20 protein-coding genes and 2 pseudogenes are annotated in these 18,105 nt (G+C 64.8%); 16 read left to right on the top strand and 6 right to left on the bottom strand.

What is annotated here, in order from left to right:
• The first annotated feature begins 2 nt into the window (after positions 1-2).
• A complete protein-coding gene (locus tag XF30_RS07910) occupies positions 3-701 on the top strand; it encodes a nitroreductase (RefSeq protein WP_035997645.1) in 699 nt (232 codons plus the stop codon).
• A gap of 87 nt (positions 702-788) precedes the next feature.
• On the opposite strand, the gene XF30_RS07915 is transcribed toward XF30_RS07910, so the two are convergent.
• Together XF30_RS07915 and XF30_RS07920 are read right to left on the bottom strand one after the other, a co-directional pair.
• Positions 789-1,337, bottom strand: a complete 549-nt coding sequence (locus XF30_RS07915; protein WP_018316216.1) for a sigma-70 family RNA polymerase sigma factor — start codon at positions 1,335-1,337, stop codon at positions 789-791.
• Entirely contained in the window at positions 1,337-1,570 is a 234-nt protein-coding gene (locus XF30_RS07920; RefSeq protein WP_025032292.1) for a NepR family anti-sigma factor, read from the bottom strand. The genes XF30_RS07915 and XF30_RS07920 overlap by 1 nt, the downstream gene beginning before the upstream one ends.
• 231 nt (positions 1,571-1,801) lie before the next feature.
• On the opposite strand from XF30_RS07920, the gene XF30_RS07925 reads away from it, so the two are divergent.
• The 10 genes and pseudogenes from XF30_RS07925 to XF30_RS07970 all read left to right on the top strand — a co-directional run bounded on the left by XF30_RS07925 (position 1,802) and on the right by XF30_RS07970 (position 11,306).
• Positions 1,802-2,608, top strand: a complete 807-nt coding sequence (locus XF30_RS07925) for a response regulator (RefSeq protein WP_035997648.1) — start codon at positions 1,802-1,804, stop codon at positions 2,606-2,608.
• A gap of 155 nt (positions 2,609-2,763) precedes the next feature.
• A pseudogene (locus tag XF30_RS07930) lies at positions 2,764-3,389 on the top strand (nuclear transport factor 2 family protein).
• A 237-nt stretch (positions 3,390-3,626) separates the two neighbouring features.
• A complete protein-coding gene (locus XF30_RS07935) occupies positions 3,627-4,049 on the top strand; it encodes a hypothetical protein (protein WP_109142370.1) in 423 nt (140 codons plus the stop codon).
• A 108-nt stretch (positions 4,050-4,157) separates the two neighbouring features.
• The gene (gene htpG / locus XF30_RS07940; protein ID WP_057028230.1) at positions 4,158-6,035 is read left to right on the top strand and encodes a molecular chaperone HtpG; all 1,878 of its coding nucleotides are present in this window, start codon (positions 4,158-4,160) and stop codon (positions 6,033-6,035) included.
• Positions 6,036-6,202: 167 nt separating this feature from the next.
• Positions 6,203-6,481, top strand: coding sequence for a DUF3551 domain-containing protein (locus tag XF30_RS07945; protein WP_035997672.1), 279 nt, complete (start codon positions 6,203-6,205; stop codon positions 6,479-6,481).
• A gap of 210 nt (positions 6,482-6,691) precedes the next feature.
• Positions 6,692-8,497 carry a long-chain-acyl-CoA synthetase gene (locus XF30_RS07950; protein WP_109142371.1) on the top strand — a complete coding sequence of 602 codons (1,806 nt, stop codon included), beginning with the start codon at positions 6,692-6,694 and terminating at the stop codon, positions 8,495-8,497.
• Positions 8,498-8,640: 143 nt separating this feature from the next.
• Entirely contained in the window at positions 8,641-8,886 is a 246-nt protein-coding gene (locus XF30_RS07955; protein ID WP_015688794.1) for an acyl carrier protein, read from the top strand.
• Positions 8,873-10,255 carry a class I adenylate-forming enzyme family protein gene (locus tag XF30_RS07960; protein ID WP_192893070.1) on the top strand — a complete coding sequence of 461 codons (1,383 nt, stop codon included), beginning with the start codon at positions 8,873-8,875 and terminating at the stop codon, positions 10,253-10,255. The genes XF30_RS07955 and XF30_RS07960 overlap by 14 nt, the downstream gene beginning before the upstream one ends.
• The gene (locus XF30_RS07965) at positions 10,248-10,970 is read left to right on the top strand and encodes an SDR family NAD(P)-dependent oxidoreductase (RefSeq protein ID WP_109142372.1); all 723 of its coding nucleotides are present in this window, start codon (positions 10,248-10,250) and stop codon (positions 10,968-10,970) included. Before XF30_RS07960 ends, XF30_RS07965 begins: the two co-directional genes overlap by 8 nt.
• 126 nt (positions 10,971-11,096) lie before the next feature.
• Positions 11,097-11,306: a hypothetical protein gene (locus XF30_RS07970; RefSeq protein WP_035997682.1), complete on the top strand. Its 210-nt coding sequence runs from the start codon at positions 11,097-11,099 to the stop codon at positions 11,304-11,306.
• A gap of 4 nt (positions 11,307-11,310) precedes the next feature.
• Here XF30_RS07970 and XF30_RS07975 read toward each other — a convergent pair.
• A pseudogene (locus XF30_RS07975) lies at positions 11,311-11,764 on the bottom strand (hypothetical protein).
• 145 nt (positions 11,765-11,909) lie between these two features.
• On the opposite strand from XF30_RS07975, the gene XF30_RS07980 reads away from it, so the two are divergent.
• Complete coding sequence (locus XF30_RS07980) at positions 11,910-13,061, top strand: DUF3095 domain-containing protein (RefSeq protein ID WP_109145620.1); 1,152 nt, start codon at positions 11,910-11,912, stop codon at positions 13,059-13,061.
• Here the strand turns inward: XF30_RS07980 and XF30_RS07985 are convergent.
• From XF30_RS07985 to XF30_RS07995, 3 genes are all read right to left on the bottom strand, one after another.
• Complete coding sequence (locus XF30_RS07985) at positions 13,058-13,492, bottom strand: DUF2147 domain-containing protein (RefSeq protein WP_036036579.1); 435 nt, start codon at positions 13,490-13,492, stop codon at positions 13,058-13,060. The two genes, XF30_RS07980 and XF30_RS07985, sit on opposite strands and share 4 nt — an antisense overlap.
• A gap of 109 nt (positions 13,493-13,601) precedes the next feature.
• A complete protein-coding gene (locus XF30_RS07990; RefSeq protein ID WP_192893071.1) occupies positions 13,602-14,987 on the bottom strand; it encodes an MATE family efflux transporter in 1,386 nt (461 codons plus the stop codon).
• A gap of 82 nt (positions 14,988-15,069) precedes the next feature.
• Positions 15,070-15,597 carry a GNAT family N-acetyltransferase gene (locus XF30_RS07995; RefSeq protein ID WP_035997755.1) on the bottom strand — a complete coding sequence of 176 codons (528 nt, stop codon included), beginning with the start codon at positions 15,595-15,597 and terminating at the stop codon, positions 15,070-15,072.
• Positions 15,598-15,840: 243 nt separating this feature from the next.
• Between XF30_RS07995 and XF30_RS08000 the strand changes: the two genes are divergently transcribed.
• The 4 genes from XF30_RS08000 (at position 15,841) to XF30_RS08015 (ending at position 18,103) form a co-directional block, all read left to right on the top strand.
• Positions 15,841-16,437: a superoxide dismutase gene (locus tag XF30_RS08000; RefSeq protein ID WP_027573470.1), complete on the top strand. Its 597-nt coding sequence runs from the start codon at positions 15,841-15,843 to the stop codon at positions 16,435-16,437.
• Positions 16,438-16,695: 258 nt separating this feature from the next.
• Positions 16,696-17,307 (top strand): permease, encoded by a 612-nt coding sequence (locus tag XF30_RS08005; RefSeq protein ID WP_074447685.1) that lies wholly within the window; start codon positions 16,696-16,698, stop codon positions 17,305-17,307.
• Positions 17,304-17,804 (top strand): hypothetical protein, encoded by a 501-nt coding sequence (locus tag XF30_RS08010; RefSeq protein WP_035997695.1) that lies wholly within the window; start codon positions 17,304-17,306, stop codon positions 17,802-17,804. The genes XF30_RS08005 and XF30_RS08010 overlap by 4 nt, the downstream gene beginning before the upstream one ends.
• A gap of 56 nt (positions 17,805-17,860) precedes the next feature.
• Positions 17,861-18,103 (top strand): hypothetical protein, encoded by a 243-nt coding sequence (locus XF30_RS08015; protein ID WP_035997699.1) that lies wholly within the window; start codon positions 17,861-17,863, stop codon positions 18,101-18,103.
• Positions 18,104-18,105 lie beyond the last annotated feature (2 nt).

Consider the following 18,105-nt stretch of genomic DNA (forward strand, 5'->3'; position numbering starts at 1 on the left):
TGATGGACGCACAAGTGAGACAGAACGACCGCATCGGGGTGCTCGAGGAGCTCCTCAACGAGCGCTACTCCGTTCGCGCATTTCTCCCCAAGGAGGTCGATCGCGCCACCATCGAGCATGTGCTGGCGACCGCGCAGCGCACGGCGTCCTGGTGCAACAGCCAGCCCTGGCAGGTCATCATCGCCAGCGGCGAGGCCAAGGAGCGCTTTCGCAAGGCGATCTACGCGGAGGCCTCGAAGGGCCTCGGCGATGACTACGACTTCACGCCACCGCGCGAATATGTCGGGGTCTATCTCGATCGCCGCCGCGAGAGCGGCTTCCAGCTCTACAACACGCTCGGCATCGCCCGCGGCGACAAGGCGGCCTATGCCAAGCAGGCGCTGGAGAACTACAATTTCTTCGGCGCACCGCATGTCGCCATCATCCACACCAACGAGCCGCTCGGCATCTACGGTGCGATCGATTGCGGCGCCTATGTCTCCAACTTCGTGCTGGCGGCGCAGGCGCTCGGGCTCGGCACCATTCCGCAGGCCGCGCTGGCGCGGCATTCCGGCCTGATCCGCCGCCACTTCGATCTGCCCGATGACCGCCGTGTCGTCTGCGGCATCTCGTTCGGCTATGCGGACCATGCGCACAAGGTCAACAGCTACCGCACCTCGCGGGCGAGCGTGGCCGAGACCGCAACATTCGTGGATGTGTGATCGCGACGTGAGCCGGACGCATCGCGTGCGAAGACAGCCGTGGAAGCGGCCGTCTTCGTCTCGTTCCGGTGCGATTGACGGCGGCGGTCAGCCGCCGCTGCCGCCGATCACGGCCCGCACGGTCTCGTCAGGCCCAAAATCCTCGGCGCCGTCGACATAGAGCAGCGCGGCGAGCTTCGAGCGGGCGCGGTTCACGCGGCTCTTGATGGTGCCGACTGCGCAGCCGCAGATCGAGGCCGCGTCCTCATAGGAGAAGCCGGACGCGCCGACCAGGATCAAGGCTTCACGCTGATCCTGCGGAAGCTTGTCGAGCGCGGTGCGAAACTCCTCGAATTCGAGGTGCGCATTCTGCGAGGGCTGGGTCTTCAGCGTCTTGGCGTAATTACCCTCGGCATCTTCGACCTCGCGCCGCCGCTTGCGATAGTCCGACCGGAACAAATTGCGCAGGATCGTGAATAGCCAGGCCGGCAGGTTGGAGCCGGGCTGGAACGAGTCGATGTTGGCGAGCGCACGCAGCAGCGTCTCCTGGACCAAATCGTCGGCGCGGTCCGCATTGCCGCTGAGCGAGATGGCGAAGGCGCGCAGACTGGGCACGGCCGCCAAGATGTCGTTACGCAGGGAGTCCGTGAGAGGCATTAATCCCTCCCATTGTTGTTGTCGTTGGATCCGCCCTCATTTTCTACGTGGGGTGACGCTCCCGGCGCATCAAGCTTCTTGATCAGTTCTGCGAACCGATCCGGAACCCCCTGTCGCACGACATCGTCGTACATGGCGCGCAACTGGTGCCCGATCCGGGATTGAATCTCCGGAGTCAGGCCTCCCTTGCCGGGGGTCGTGCTTCTGCTGGCTTGAGACTTGAGATCTTTCATGACCTGTTCCACGTTTCCCCGAGTTAAGTGACTGTAAAATCGAGAAGTTTTCTCAACCGGGAGCCGTTCCCTGGATAGGCACAATTCCAGCTACGCCAAAAAGTTCCCAGCTTGGCGGAACTTTTGTTGTCGTGAGGCGTAGACAGCCCAGCAGGGGAACCTGGGCCCCCCGCGTAATGCCTGACCTCAGGATTGGACCTCAAGGTTGGCCCGAAGACGAATGGAGTGGGGATGTCCCGTTCACAGGTAGTTGCTGAACACTTGCCGTTGTTGCGCAGGTACGCGCGGGCTCTGACAGGCAGCCAGGCCTCCGGTGACGCCTATGTCGCCGCCATGTTGGAAGCCATGCTGGGCGATCCGTCGGTGCTCGACGAGAACCATGGGCCCCGGGCCGGCCTGTTCCGGCTCTTCACCCAGATCTGGAATTCAGTCTCGATCAACGACGATGCCGAGGTGACGACCTTGCCGATGCCGCCGGAACGGCGGCTGTCGAACATCACCCCGCTGCCGCGCCAAGCCTTCCTGCTGCTCTCGCTCGAGGGCTTTTCGGAAGAGGAAGTCGCGTTCATTCTCGGCACCGATGTTGCCGAGACGCGCCGTCTTGCGGACGCAGCCGGACGCGAGATGGCCGCCGAGATCGCCACCGACGTGCTGATCATCGAGGACGAGACCTTCATCGCCATGGACCTCGAGAGCCTGGTGAAGAATCTCGGCCACAACGTCGTCGGCGTCGCGCGCACCCATGCCGATGCGGTGGCGCTGGCCAAGAACAAGCGGCCCGGCCTGATCCTTGCCGATATCCAGCTTGCCGACGGCTCGTCCGGCCTGGACGCCGTCAACGAGCTCCTGCGCACCTTCGAGGTGCCGGTGGTGTTCATCACCGCCTATCCGGAGCGCTTCCTCACCGGCGAGCGTCCCGAGCCGGCGTTCCTGATCTCAAAGCCGTTCCAGCCCGCGATGGTATCGGCGGTGGCGAGCCAGGCCCTGTTCTTCCAGCGTAACTCGCGCAATCGCACGCCCAAAGCGCCTGCGGCGTAACAAGGCGCCTGCGGCCGTCCCAATAGCGAAGTCCGGCGTGCCCAAGGCACGCCGGATTTTTTTCATGCCGCCGGCCCGCTTGACGGACGCTGAATTCGCCGCCCATAGCTCATGTAGCAGCTGCGCGTGCGACCACGCCAATCGGAGACGTGTCCATGGACCAGCAACTCCTCGATCGTCTCGCCATCCGCGATCTCGTCGAGAACTGGGCGGTGTGGCGCGATGCCGGCGACTGGGAGCGCTTTGCCACGTTTGGCACGAAGAAGGCTGGATGTCCGCGACCTGGTTTCAGGGGCCGGCCCGGGATTTCATGCGGGTCAGCCAGGAGGGTTTTGCCAGGGGCGTGCGCATCCTGCATTTCCTCGGCGGCACCAGCATCGATCTTGCGGGTGCGCGAGCGATCGCGCAGACCAAGATGACCATCTCGCAGCGCGGCCTCGTGCACGACGTGCTCTGCGACGTCGTCTGCACCGGACGCTTCTACGATTTCCTGGAGAAGCGGGACGACCCATCAGGTATCGGCAAATGGGGCATCGTCCGCCGCCAGCCCATCTACGAGAAGGACCGCATCGACCCGGTCGATCCCGCCGCGACGCTTCGGCTCGACCAGGATGCGCTGGCTGCACTCCCCGAGGGCTACCGCCACCTCGCCTACATGCAGGAGCTGATCGGCTACAAGGTGAAGCGCGACATGCCGGGCCTGATCGGCCCCGAGGTCGAGAAGCTCTATGGCGAGGGCCGGGAGTGGCTGGCAGGAAAGGCGAAAGTAGGCCCCAGATAAAAGTAAGGCGCGACTGGCATCACCACAGTCGCGCCCTACGTCGCCGGCTTATGGGGCAGGGGGGAATAGCCGGCTGCTGAGACGACTCCTGTGCGCGAAAGTCGTTCCAAGGCGCGCGAAATATTTTGCCGTCTGCTGCATTTTTCGCACACGGTTAAGTGATCGTAGCTGTCGAGAACCCCCGATCCTGCGGCGGCGTTGTTCCCGTGCCCGCCATGGGGCGAGGGATCGGCAGCCATGTCACAGATTCAAAAGGTTTTTTTGAGCGCAATTGCGGTCGTCGCCACCCTCGGTGCCGTGCAACTGGCCTCCGGCCACGATCTTGCGGACCGCTGGCAGGCGGTCGCCGACATCCCCAGCCATAGCTCCACAGCCGCGGTGGGCCATAACGTCAACCGCGTCGCCAAGACAGACCGGCTCGCCGAGATCAAGCCGGCAGCCGTTCCCACCCGTACCGTCTCGATGCGGCTGAACGACCTCGCCGATACGTCGGTGCTGCTGCGGGTCCCCGCCGTGATCGAGACCGGCAATGCCAAGACGCCGGTGCTGCTCCAGAACCAGAAGAAGCCTCGCAACAAGCCGACGATCGCCTGTGAGCCGATGGTCAGCTCCCTGACCGAGGTCGCAAGGCTGCTCCAGCCCGGCCGCTGCGTGACCTGACCCCCTCTCCGCGAGGGGGGTGGCGGACCCAGACTTCACGTCCTCTTGATCCGCCATTGCCTCGCGCTATATCCGGGTTCCCTCCCTTTTGTTTGACCGGGTAAGCGCATGACGACGTCAGATACGGCTGTGCATACGCAGCCTTTCCAGGCCGAAGTTTCCGAACTGCTGCACCTGATGGTGCACTCCGTCTATTCGGAAACCGACATCTTCCTCCGCGAGCTCATTTCCAACGCCTCCGATGCCTGCGACAAGCTGCGCTACGAGGCCATCGCCAGTCCCGCCCTGCTGGGCGAAGGCGACGCACTCAAGATCCGCATCATCCCGAACAAGACGGCCAAGACGCTCACGATCGCCGACAACGGCATCGGCATGGAGCGGCAGGAGCTGATCGACCATCTCGGCACCATCGCCCGCTCCGGCACCAAGGCGTTCGTATCCAAATTGAAAGAGGCCAAGGATGGGCTCGGCCTGATCGGCCAGTTCGGCGTCGGTTTCTATTCCGCCTTCATGGTCGCCGAGAAGATCGTCGTGATCAGCCGCCGCGCCGGCGAGAGCGATGTGTGGACCTGGACGTCCTCCGGCGGCTCCGGCTTCGAGATCGCCCGTGCCAGCGACGAGGAAGCGGCGCGCCTGACGCGCGGCACCGAGATCGTCCTGCACCTGAAGGACGATTCCAAGAAATATCTCGAGACCTACGAGATCGAGCGTATCGTCACCGCCTATTCCGACAACATCCTGTTTCCGATCGAGCTCGTGCCCGAAGACGGCGAGCCGCGACAGATCAATTCGGCGAGCGCGTTGTGGCAGCGCTCCAAATCCGAGCTCACGGCTGACGATTACAAGAAGGCCTATCAGCAGATCGCCTCTGCCTTCGACGATCCCGCGATGACGCTGCACTACCGCGCGGAAGGACGTTACTCCTACGCCGTGCTGCTGTTCGCGCCCTCGACCAAGCCGTTCGACCTGTTCGAGCCGAACCGCAAGGGCCGCGTGAAGCTCTACGTCCGGCGCGTCTTCATCACCGACGATGCCGACCTCTTGCCGGGGTACCTGCGCTTCATCCGCGGCGTGGTCGACAGCGAGGATCTTCCGCTCAACATTTCGCGCGAGATGCTCCAGAACAATCCGCAGCTGGCGCAGATCCGCAAGGCGGTGGCGACGCGTGTGGTGTCCGAGCTCGAAAGCCTTGCCGACAAGGACCCCGAGAATTTTGCCAAGATCTGGGACGCCTTCGGCGCGGTGCTGAAGGAAGGCATCTACGAGGATTTCGAGCGGCGCGAAAAGCTGCTCGCACTGTCGCGCTTCACCACCACGTCGGGCGAGAAGCGGTCGCTGAAGCAGGTCATCGCCGATTTCAAACCGAACCAGACCGAGATCTATTATCTCGTCGGCGACAGCATTGAGCGGCTGAAGTCCAATCCGCGGCTGGAAGCTGCGACCGCGCGCGGCATCGAGGTGCTGCTGCTGTCGGATCCCGTCGACGCGTTCTGGACCTCGATGCCCTCGGATTTCGAAGGCAAGCCGCTGAAGTCGCTGAGCCAGGGCGATCTCAATCTCGATTTGATTCCGCGTATCGACGATAAGGACGAGGCGAAGAAGGACGAGCCGGCTGCGGACGAAGCAGCCACCATCGCGGTGATCAAGGCCGCGCTGGGCGAGCGCGTCAGCGACGTCAAGGTCTCGACGCGCCTGACCAGCTCGGCCTCCTGCCTCGTCGCCGACAGCCAGGGTCCGAGCCGCGAGCTCGAGCGCATCTTGTCGCAGCAGAACCGCGGCATGAAGACCAAGCCGATCCTCGAGATCAATTTGCGCCATCCGCTGGTCACCGCGGTCACCAAGGCGCAGGCTGGCTCGACAGTCGTCGACGATATCAGCCTGCTTCTGCTCGAGCAGGCGCAGATCCTGGACGGCGAATTGCCGGAAGACCCGGCGGCGTTCGCGGCACGGCTGAATCGGCTGGTGTTGCAGGGGCTCGGCGGCTAGCGCTGCCTCGCAGCATCATTCGGACCGCCAGGTTGTCAGATCGCTGATCGCGCAACGCCTCTGGCGCTGCGCGTCCCACTCACCTTGACGTCATCAGGTCTCAGGAACAGTCGCGGACGGCGAGATGTTGTGTCATATGAAGCGACGTCACCAATTCGAGGTTTCCCATGCGCTTGTCATTCCTCACTCTTACCGCGGTCTTTACGCTGCTGGGCGCAGCGGATGCCAGCGCGCAGCGATACGATCCGGCCTATCCCGTCTGCATGCACCGCTACGTCGGTGGCGGCCCTGGTGGCGGAGGCAGTGACTATTTCGACTGCTCGTTCACCTCGTTGGAGCAGTGCCGCGCCACGGCGTCAGGCCTTGCCGCGACCTGCGACCTCAATCCCTATTACGCCTTCAACGAATCGCCGCCGCCGCGCCGGCGTCCCAAGAAGGTGCACTGAGGCGAACGGGACCAAGGCCGGAATTCTGCATTCATCGCTCTTTCGACCTGGTCACACCCGTCGGCGCGCTGCCGGCGGGTGCGACCTTGGCTGCGCGCTGCCGACAGTTAATCGCGCCCTAACCGGGTTTTACCTTGTCTCTTAACGCCTGGGTCAGGGCGCGCGGGCTAAACTGCCGGAAACCGCAGACCGCCCGAAAGAGTAAACAATATGACCACCGGCGTCATCGAGAAGCCGAAAGCCGCGCGCGCACCGTCGGCTTCCAAGATCTGGTTGAGGGCGATCGAGCTCACCGCGCGGATCGAAACGCTGCCGGGCCGCCTGTTCGCCGACGTCGTCGACGATTGGGCGCAGCGCCAGCCTAACCGCGTTGCTCTGGTGGCGGACGAGGCAAGCCTCGATTACGAAGGCCTCTCGAAGAGGATCAATCGCTACGCCCGCTGGGCGCGCTCGCTCGGCCTGTCCAAGGGCGATACCGTTGCGCTGATCATGCCGAACGGCATCGATTATATCGCGGCCTGGCTGGGCATCAGCCGCGTCGGCGGCGTGGTCGCACTGATCAACACCAAGCTCGTCGGGCAATCGCTCGCGCACTGCCTTGGTGTCGCGAAGCCGATGCATGTCATCGTTGCGCATGAGCTAGCGGGGATGCTGGACAGCGCGGCACCTCATCTGAAGACGGCGGCAAAAGTCTGGACGCATGGCGATAGCCGCAGCGAACGTGCGATCGACGTCGCGCTTGCCGTTCTCGACGACGGCCCGCTATCGCCGGAGGAGCATGGCGAGGTCACCATCGACGACCGTGCGCTGCTGATCTACACCTCCGGCACCACCGGCCTGCCGAAAGCGGCCAGCATCAGCCACCGCCGCATCCTGAATTGGGGGTTTTGGTTCGCTGGCCTCACCGGCGCGACGCCGCAGGATCGGCTCTACGATTGTCTGCCGCTGTTCCATTCGGTCGGCGGCATCGTCGCGCCGTGCAGCATTCTGGCCGCCGGCGGTTCGGTAGTGATCGCCGAGAAATTCTCGGCCTCGCATTTCTGGTCCGACATCGTCCGGCACGACTGCACGCTGTTTCAATATATCGGCGAGCTCTGCCGTTACCTGCTCAAGGCCGCGCCCTCGGAATACGAGAATCGGCATCGCCTGCGGCTCGCCTGCGGCAACGGGCTGCGCGGCGATATCTGGGAGGATTTCCAGGCGCGCTTCGCCATTCCGCGCATCCTCGAATTCTACGCCGCGACCGAAGGCAATTTCTCGCTGTTCAACGTCGAGGGCCAGCCGGGTGCGATCGGCCGCGTCCCGGCGCTGCTCGCGCACCGCTTTCCTGCCAGGCTCGTCAAGCTTGACCCCGATAGCGGCGCCCCGCTGCGCAATGAAGAGGGCTTCTGCATCGCCTGCAGCCGCGGCGAGGCCGGCGAAGCGATCGGCCGCATCGGCACCGCGGACGAGGGCGGTGGGCGCTTCGAGGGCTACACCGATGCCGGTGAGACCGAGAAAAAAGTCTTGCGTGACGTCTTCGTCAAGGGCGATGCCTGGTTCCGCACCGGCGATCTGATGCGGATGGACGACAAGGGATTTTTCCATTTCGTCGACCGTATCGGCGACACGTTCCGCTGGAAGGGCGAGAATGTCGCGACCTCCGAGGTGAACGATGCCGTGCGCGATTTCATTGGCGTCGTCGATGCCGCCACCTATGGCGTCAGCATTCCCGGCGCCGACGGCCGGGCCGGGATGAGCGCGATCGTCGTGAACGAGGGCTTTGACATCAGCGCGCTGCCCGCCCATCTCGCGCAACGCCTGCCGGTCTACGCCCGCCCGCTCTTCATTCGTATCTCGCGCGAGCTCGACGCCACCGAGACCTTCAAGCAGAAGAAGGGCGAGCTCGCCCGCGAGGGATTTGACCCGGCCGCGGTCGCCGATCCGCTGTTCATGCTCGACCCGATATCCGGCCTCTACGTCGCGCTGGACGCGGAGACATATGCGGCCATCTCGGGCGGTACGATCAGGCTGTAGGGCAACCAAAATCGAGAGATAGGTCCAATTTTATCTGAATTGTCCAAGAAGCCATTTACTTCTGTCGGGTAAACAGACCGCGATGGGGAGGCGGTCAGCAAGAGCCGCCGCAACAACGAGATCGATAACAAAGCGAGCCAGCCATGTCGGTAAGGTCAAAGGTCATTGAAGCGATTCAGCAGATCGCCAAGGAGCAGCACGTCACGCTTCCCGCCCTCTCGGACGATCTGTCCCTGCATGAGACGGGCTTCGACTCGCTCGCCTTCGCCATCCTGGTCGCCCGCCTCGAGGACGAGACCGGCGTCGATCCCTTCACCATTTCCGAGGACGCAGCGTTCCCCGCCACGGTGGGCGATTTCGTGCGGGCCTACGAAAATGTCCCCGCGTGAGATCTTTGCACTTCGCGACCATCTTGGCGCGGAGCTGAAAGGCCGCACCATCTCCGATGCGCATGATGTCGTATCGCTGACGGGCATCCTGTCGCACACTGTTCTGGGCGGGCGGCTGCACGAGCTCTCTGGCCGTGCCGTGCTGCTCAAGCTGTCGGACCAGCTCCGGTCCGGCCTTGCCATGATCGAGCTCGACGGTATCGCCCGCCGCATGCTGTTGTGTCCGCCGGACCTCAACCCGGCGCATCTCGACGCCTTGATCGCGGATGCCGGGATCGATGCCGTCGTCACCGACGAGCCCGAACTCTGGGCGGCGTCCGGCGTGCCGCTGGTCGTCACCGCGCAATTGCCGCCGCAAGCCGCCGCGCCGGCCAAGACCGCGCGCGGCACCGAATGGCTGATGCTCACCTCGGGCACCTCGGGGGTGCCAAAGATCGCCGGCCATACGCTGGAAGCGCTGACCGGCGCGATCGTCGCCGAAGGCCCATCGCGCGGACCTGCACCGGTCTGGGCAACGTTCTACGACATCCGCCGCTATGGCGGCCTGCAAATCTTTCTCCGTGCCATCCTCTCCGGCGGTTCGTTGGTGCTGTCCGATCCCCGTGAGGCGCTCGCCGATCACGTCGCGCGGCTGAAGGCGCGCGGTGTCTCGCATATCTCCGGCACGCCTTCGCATTGGCGCAAGCTCCTGATGAGCGGCTCGGCCGCCCAGTTCGCCCCGGCTTACGTCCGTCTCTCCGGCGAGATCGCCGACCAAGCCGTGCTCGACGGCCTGAAGGCGGCATTCCCCCATGCGTCCGTCGGCCATGCCTATGCCTCGACCGAGGCCGGCGTCGGGTTCGCCGTCAATGACGGGCTGGAAGGCTTTCCGGCCGACTATCTCGGCAACCGCAACGGCGTCGAGATGAAAGTCGTCGATGGCTCGCTGCGCATCCGCTCGACGCGCACGGCTCATGCCTATATCGGCCGCAACGCCTCCGCGCTCACCGACGACGACGGCTTTGTCGACAGCGGCGACATCGTCGAGCTGCGCGGCAACCGCTATTATTTCGTCGGCCGGCGCGGCGGCATCATCAATATCGGCGGGCTGAAGGTCCACCCCGAGGAGATCGAGGCGGTGATCAACCGCCATCCGGATGTGCGGATGTCGCGCGCGAAGTCGCGCAAGAGCCCGATCACCGGCGGCATCGTCGTCGCGGACGTGATCCTCACCGAGGGCACCGATCCGGCGCGCGCGAAAGAGATCCGCGACCAAATCCTGGATCTGTGCCGCGCCCAGCTCGCATCCCACAAGGTGCCGGCGGTCCTCCGCTTCGTCGAGGCGCTCGACGTCACCCCGGCCGGAAAACTGGCGCGCACCGATGCATAATGTTCTCGTCACCGGCGGCAGCCGCGGCATCGGGCTTGCGATCGGCAAGCGCCTTGTCGCGGCCGGCTTCAACGTCATCGCGGCGGCGCGGCGCGAAAGCGAAGAGCTCAAGGCGGCCATCGCAGCTGCCGACGGGCGCCTGCATTTCCGTGCCTGCGATCTTGCCGTGATCGATGCAATCCCGGCCTTCGCAAAGCTCGTGCGCGACGAATTCGGCCCGATCTACGGCCTCGTCAACAATGCCGGTCTCGGCACCGAAGGCCTGCTGGCCACCATGCACAATTCCGAGATCGAGGCGCTGGTGCAGCTCAACGTGCTGTCGCCGATCATCCTCACCAAATATGTGGCGCGCCAGATGATGGCCGACGGCACTGGGCGCATCATCAACATCTCCTCGATCATCGCGACGACAGGCTATAACGGCCTCTCCGTCTACGGCGCGACCAAGGCCGCCGCGACCGGCTTCACCCGCTCGCTGGCCCGTGAGGTCGGCAAGCTCGGCATCACCGTGAACGCGATCGCGCCGGGCTTCATCGACACCGAGCTCACCCACAATCTGTCTGAGGAAGGCCGCAAGCGCATTGCGGGCCGCAGCGCGCTGCGCCGGCTGCCGGAGACGGATGACGTCGCGCGCATGGTGGAATACCTTTTGGGCGAAGGCGGCCGCAACGTCACCGGCACCGTGTTCACCATCGATGCCGGGAACACGGCGTAGACGGAACCCGGCTGCCACAATTGCGTTGATCGTGCGCAATGACAGCCAGCCGGATTTGGTCGTAAGATGCCCCGCAATCGATTGGTTTACGTCAATCGATCTGCCCTAAACGAAGGGGAGCAGTCGATGGCCACTTCAGACATGACCGCTTCAAGCCGGGCCCTGAAAGAGCCGGTGCGTGTGAAGTCGGATGAGGTCCGCTGCCCGCCGATGTCGCATCAGAATTCCGGCGATCACGGCCACGAGGCGTATCCGCAGCAATTCGTGCGCCTGATCGGCTGCCACGACGTCCCTGCATCCCAGCTGCGCAAGCGTCAGGACGAGAAGCTGCACTAGCCGCTCACGGCCGCTGCTTCGGCAGGTCGAATCGTTCGTGTGAAAATTCCGGCGGCCCTTCGGTGAGGCGGCGAATGCGGCGCTCGCGCTCGTCTGGCGGCAATGCCGGATCGAGCAGTAACTCGATCTCATGCACTGCGATCTCTTCGATCTTGGTCGCGTCCGATACGACCGGGTGCGCGGGCGCGGAGACGGGGAGTGCCAACTTCAGCCCCAGCTCGATCAGCTTGCAGATCGCATCCGAGCGGGTCAGGCGGTGAGCTTCAGCCCAGGCATCGACGCCTCCGTCAATCTTTCCGGCATCTTCACCGCGCTGATCGGGTCGACACCCGTGCGCCGGCGGACCGGAGAGGTGGAGTCCTTGCTGCTGAAGTCGGACACCTCGATTTTCCCATGCAACCCCTTGGAGCCGACCGACGATAGCCGCTCTCCCCGGATGGCCGTTTGATGCCGATCAATGATCCCGCCGAGGCATTGCAAGGCGGCCGCATCTTGTTGTCCGGGCCACTTTCGGCCAATGATCGAAAAGGGGGCGCGAGCCAGCGAACCCGGATCGATCCTGCCACGTATCTTGCTTCGCATTCCAACAGTCCGGCAATCCCGATGAGCTCAGGCGAGTCCTTCTATGGCGGCATTCCCGTCTTCCGAGGCTTCACCAGCCTGATGGATCCTGCGCTTTATGCGCCGCTGCCGGACGACTGGAGCATCGGTGTTGCCGATATCGTCGATTCGACCAAGGCGATCGCGGCGCAGCGCTACAAGGCCGTGAACATGGCCGGTGCCGCCGTGATCGCGGCGGTGACCAATGCGCTGCAGGGGCGGGAATTTCCCTTCGTGTTCGGCGGCGACGGCGCCAGCTTCGCGGTGGCGCCAGACGACGTCGAGCTTGCCCGCCAGGCGCTGGCTGCGACCGCGACCTGGGTGCGCGAAGACCTCGATCTGACCCTGCGCGTCGCCTTGGTGCCGGTCAGCGTCATTCGCACACACGGCCTCGATGTGCGCGTCGCCCGGTTCGGGCCGTCGGCCAACCTGTCCTATGCGATGTTTTCGGGCGGCGGGCTCGCGTGGGCCGACGCAGCGATGAAGCGCGGCGAGTTTGCCGTCGATGAGGCGCCCGCCGGCACGCAGCCGGACCTTTCGGGCCTGTCGTGTCGTTTCGAGGTGATGCCGGCGGCGCGCGGCCTGATCCTGTCGGTGCTGGTGATGCCGGCGCGCGGCGTCGATCAGGTGGCCTTCCGCAGGGTGATCGAGGACATCATTCATCTCGTCGAGCGCAGCCCGGAGGGCGGCCGGCCGGTGCCGCCGCAGGGGCCGCCGCTGAAATGGCCGCCGCAGGGCGTGGAATTCGAGGCCCGAACCAGGCGCGGGGGTCCGCTGCTCGCGCGCAGAGCCAGCGTACTCGCCTGTACGTTGTTCGCCTATTTCATCATGCGCTTCGACATCAAGATCGGCGGTTTCGTGCCCAGCCTCTACAAGCGGCAGGTGGTCGAGAACTCGGACTTCCGTAAATACGACGACGGCCTGCGCATGATTCTGGACTGCACGCCGCAGCTCGAGCGCGCGTTGAACGATCGTCTCAAAGCCGCTGCGCGCGAGGGCATCGTGCGCTACGGCCTCTACCAGCAGGACGCTGCGATGATGACCTGCTTCGCGCCGTCGGCGCTGCGCAGCGATCACGTCCATTTCATCGACGGCGCGCGCGGCGGCTATGCCTCGGCGGCGACGGCGTTGAAGGCGATGATGGCAGCGGGTTAGCGCCCCGCGCGCGTCCAGGTCTCACCGCCGCAGAGCGCGCCGACGCAGCCTTCGACCCGCAGCGCGTCCGCGCCAGTCAGGCTGATGTTGCTCGCATAAGTGCTGCCGTCGTCGGCATTGTAGATCTGGCCCGACCATTTGTTCGGTCCCGCCGGCTCCATGCCGCTGAACAATGGCAGGCCGATCATCGGGCGCCTGGCGAGCGCGGGATTGGGATTCTTGCTGTCGGTGGCGGGCTGGCCGGTCGCGCTGTCCATGGGCTCGCGCAGCCAGACGATGTGGCCGCAGATGCCGCCGCCGCATTTGCTGATTTTGACGCGCGCATCGCCCGCCTGGGTGAGCCAGGTCCCGTCGGCGCTCTGCGCATGGGCGGAAGGCGCACCGATCAGCGCAGCCAGAATGACGGTGAGAGCGGCGAATCTGAATGTCATGGAGAGGAGCCCTGGAATGGAGGCGCCTCCATAGCAGCAATTCGAGCGCGCGCAACGCCCGATGGAATCACATTTCTGAGCTTATCTGCCGGCGCTTATTTGCCTGCGATCATTTGCCCCAGCGCGCGAAAGCGACCGAGGCGGCGGTCGAGAGCCCGAACACGACCATGGCGCCGCCGACCAGCGCGAACAGGGTCCAGGCCGGCGCTTGCGCGGTCATCAGTCCGATGCCGCCGATCGCAACGATCAGAAGCCGTGCCGTGGAAGCGAGCACCGGACCGCCGACGCGTGCGGCGCCTTGCGAGGAGAAGTAAAGCGACACGCCCATGCCGAAGAACACGAAAGCCGGACCGGCCCAGTGGAAATAGCTGTGCGCGGCGGCGGTGACGCCGGGATCGCGGGTGAAGAGCCCGACCCACAGTGACGGCGCGAGCGCAACGACGAGGCCGATCAGCCCCACCGTGAGTCCCGAGGCGGCAGCCGCGGTCCAGGCGACACGCCGCGCGCGCTTCACATGCCCGGCGCCGATCGCCATGCCGACCATCGGCACCGAGGCGATGCCGAAGGCGAAGGTGATCGGGATCAGCAGAAATTCCAGCCGCGAGCCGATACCGTAGCCCGCCAGCATCTCGGTGCCGAAGGTCGCGAGGATCTTCGTGAAGATCAGAATGGTGAGCACGGTCTGCAGCGGCGACAGGCAGGCCACCGCGCCGACTTTGAGAATGTCCAGGAACATCGCGCGCTCGAAATGAAAGGCGCGGACATCCAGCGGCAGCCGGCTGCGCCCCGACAACAGATACCAGATGAAGAAGATCGCCGCGCAGCTGAACGCGATCAGCTGCCCGCTCGCCACGCCCGGCATGCCGAATTGCGGCACTCCGAACAGGCCGAGCCCCAGCGTGCCGCCGAGCACGATCTGCAGCGCGCTCGCGCCGATCAGAATCATCGAAGGCAGGCGCATGTCGCCGGTACCGCGGATCACCGAGGCCAGCGTGTTGACGAGCCAGATCGCGACCGCGCCGGAGAACAGCACCTGCGAATAGCCGCTGGCCTCCTCGAGCACGCGCTCGCGTCCGCCGAGCAGCGCGAAGAAGGAGCGGCCGAAGCCGAGCATCATCACCGTGAAGAACAGCCCGCCGCAAAGGCCGATGATGGCGGCATGCAGCGCCAGCGTCGCGGCGCGGTCGCGATCCCCTGCGCCGAGGGCGCGGCTGATTGCGGACGAGACGCCGCCGCCCATCGCGCCCGCGCTCATCATCTGCGTCAGCATCGCGAACGGAAACACCAGCGCGATCGCGGCGAGCGGGATGGTGCCGAGCCGGCCGATATAGGAGGTCTCAGCCACTGCGACGAGCGTGCTGCCGACCATCGCGATCATGTTGGGGATCGCGAGCCGCAGCAGCGTCGGCAGGATCGGCGCGGTCAGGAGGCTCGCGATGGGGGAGGCGACCGGCGCAACCGGCGGGACGGCATCTGCGGGGGCGTCGATCGTCATGTTCACCGGGCGGAAAATTAAATGATGACCGACATATTATAAGAGAATGAGCCGGCCGGCGCAGCCCTGGCTCACGCAGGGCTCACCACGGCAGGCCGCATAGGTCGATGGTGCCCAGCGTCGGCGCGCGCACGATGTGGAAGACATAGGGCGCCATGTAGGTGAACCGAATCCGCCCTTCCGGCTGTTCGCAATAGACCTCGCCTTTGAACGGCAGCCAGCTCCGGGCCTCGTAGAACGCGAAATTGTGCGGCTCGCAGACCAGTAGGGCGAACCGAACCGCCTCGTTGGCGCGCATGGTATGCACCGCCGCGTCGATCGCCACGGTCGCATAGCCACGGCCGCGCTGGTCCTCGCGCGTCGAGACGCCGCCGATGCCGCCGATATGAACCTTCTGTCCATTCCAGGTGATGGTGCGGAAGTAGATGCCGACATGGCACACGAGACCATCCTCGGGCGTCTCGACCAGCACGCGGAGATCGGCATTGGCCCATTTGACATGAGCCCAGGGCTTGCCTGCGACCAACTGCGGTGCCCAGACCGCCTGAAGTAGCGGCTCGGCCCTCGGCCACGAGGCGTCGCCGTTCAATATGTCGATCTCGATGCTCATGGCGTCGTCCTCCACAGCTCCGCTTCGTGGCGCGTTTGTTCTGTCTTAAGCGCCTCAAAGGCAATGATATTTTACAGCGAACCGCAGGCCTGATCGACACGGCCGGTTGCGGCGAATTTGTGCATTCAGGCAGGACGCGCCAAGTCACGCTTTTCGCAAATTCTGAGGTATTTAATGGCCGCGGAACCTTCTATAAGGGGTGACCGTTAGAACTCGTTCCCCACCAGTTGCGGACAAGAAGCCATGACCTTTACGCTGCCCCCACTTCCTTACGCCTATGACGCCCTTGGCCAGTACATGTCGAAGGAGACGCTGGAATATCACCACGACAAGCATCATCAGGCCTACGTCACCAACGGCAACAACGCGCTCAAGGGGACCGAATGGGAAGGCAAGTCCCTTGAAGAGATCGTCAAGGGCTCGTTCGGCAAGAACCCCGCGGTGTTCAACAACGCCGGCCAGCACTACAACCACATCCACTTCTGGAGCTGGATGAAGCCCAATGGCGGCGGCACCAAGCTGCCGGGCAAGCTCGAGAAGAAGATCAACGAGGACCTCGGCGGCTTCGAGAAGTTCAAGACCGACTTCCAGGCGGCCGGCGTCGGCCAGTTCGGCTCCGGCTGGTGCTGGCTCCAGGTCAAGAACGGCAAGCTCGAGATCTCCAAGACCCCGAACGGCGAGAATCCGCTGGTGCACGGCGCCACACCGATCCTCGGCTGCGACGTCTGGGAGCACTCTTACTACATCGACTATCGCAATCGCCGTCCCGACTATCTCAAGGCGTTCGTCGAGAACCTCGTGAACTGGGAATACGTGGAGTCCCTGTTCGAGAAGGCGTGACAGGTGTCATTCCGGGGCGCGGGAAGCGCGAGCCCGGAATCCATTTGTCTGCTCGGGTGACGCCCGATGGATGTTGGGTTCGGCGCTGACGCGCCGCCCCGGAATGACAGAAACAAAGGCGGTCGCAGGCGCGACCGCCTTTTTGCTGTGCGGAATTGCCCTGCGTGGCGCGCGCATGGGTCTGTCGTCACACCGTTTGCATCGGGGGAACACCGCCCTTAATCAGGACGGGCATCACCCTCGAGCGACTCTAGCCCGTTGTCAGGACCTTCCCCGAACCATCCAGCGCCTTCCGGCGACGCGGAATCCGAGCCGCGGCCGGGCCGGGTCCGCAAGCCGATCGGCTGGTCGACCATCATCATCGCAGCTCTGGTGGCGGTGAGTGCGGCACTGGTCTGGCGGCGGGACGGCACCGACGGCGTTCTGGACATCCTTACCCACGATCTCTCCTTGTTTTCGGGCATCCTGCCGCGCGTGCTCGCCGGCTGCCTGTTAGGGGCCTTCATCTCGGAAATCCTGCCGCACGAGAAAGTCTCGCGCTCGCTCGGGCCGAAGTCCGGCCTGATGGGCCTTTTGATCGGCACGGCGTTCGGCGCGATTCTGCCCGGCGGTCCCTTCACGGCCTACCCGGTGGCGAGCGCGCTGCTCGCGGTCGGCGCCGATTTCGGCGCCACCATCGCCATGGTCGTGAGCTGGACGCTGATCGGCTATGGCCGGGCGGTCGCCTGGGAAATCCCGATCATGGGCACCGATTTCACGCTGTGGCGGATCGTGATCTCGCTGCCGCTGCCGGTGCTCGCCGGCGCCCTCGGCCGCTTCGTCTATGTCAGGCTCTATCCGAAGCCGCTCGCGAAGGACGACGAGAGTTGAGCGCAGCGCTTCTGATCGACATCCTGCTGTGGAGCTCGGTGCTCGGCGTCGGGCTGATCGCCTTTCGTCGTGGGCGTCCGGTGTTCGTGGCCTCGCTGCGCGAAGGCACGATGGATTTCGTCAACATCGTGCCGCGGATCGCGCTTGGCGTGATCGGCTCCGGCTACATCGCGGCCATCATCCCGCAGGAGGTGATCACCGGCTGGCTGGGCCCGGATAGCGGCTGGCTCGGGGTTGCCACCGCCGTGGTCGCCGGCGCCGCCACGCCCGGCGGTCCCGTGGTCGGCTTCTCCATTGGCACCGTCGCGCTGAAGTCGGGCGGCGGGGTGCCGCAGGTGGTCGCCTATGTCGTCGCTTGGGCGCTGTTCGCCTTCCAGCGGGTGATCCTGTGGGAGATCCCGTTCATGCCCGCCCGTTTCGTCTGGTTCCGCTGCGCCGTCTCGGTGCCGTTCCCATTCGTGGCAGCCGCCATCGCCATGGTGATCGGCAAGCCCTGAGCCGCGATGTCAGTCCCGCCGTGGACAGGCGTAATGTTATAATATAACGTCCGCAAATGGCTCCCGCCGCGTCCCACGCCCACCAGCACGACCATGCTCATGGCCATTCCCATGGTCACGGCCATGGACATTCGCACGGGCACGATCACGCCCACGCCCATGTCCACGATGCGACCTCGCCGCATCCGGCCCAGACCGCGCCTTGGTCGATCCTGCGCATGACCATGGCGGGCCGTCTCGCGGCCGCGCTCGCGGTCTGTGCCGTGCTGTGGGGCATCGTCTTGCTGGCGATGAGGTGACG

It is taken from the genome of Bradyrhizobium sp. SUTN9-2 (genome assembly GCF_003122645.1).
Taxonomy (GTDB): domain Bacteria; phylum Pseudomonadota; class Alphaproteobacteria; order Rhizobiales; family Xanthobacteraceae; genus Bradyrhizobium; species Bradyrhizobium yuanmingense.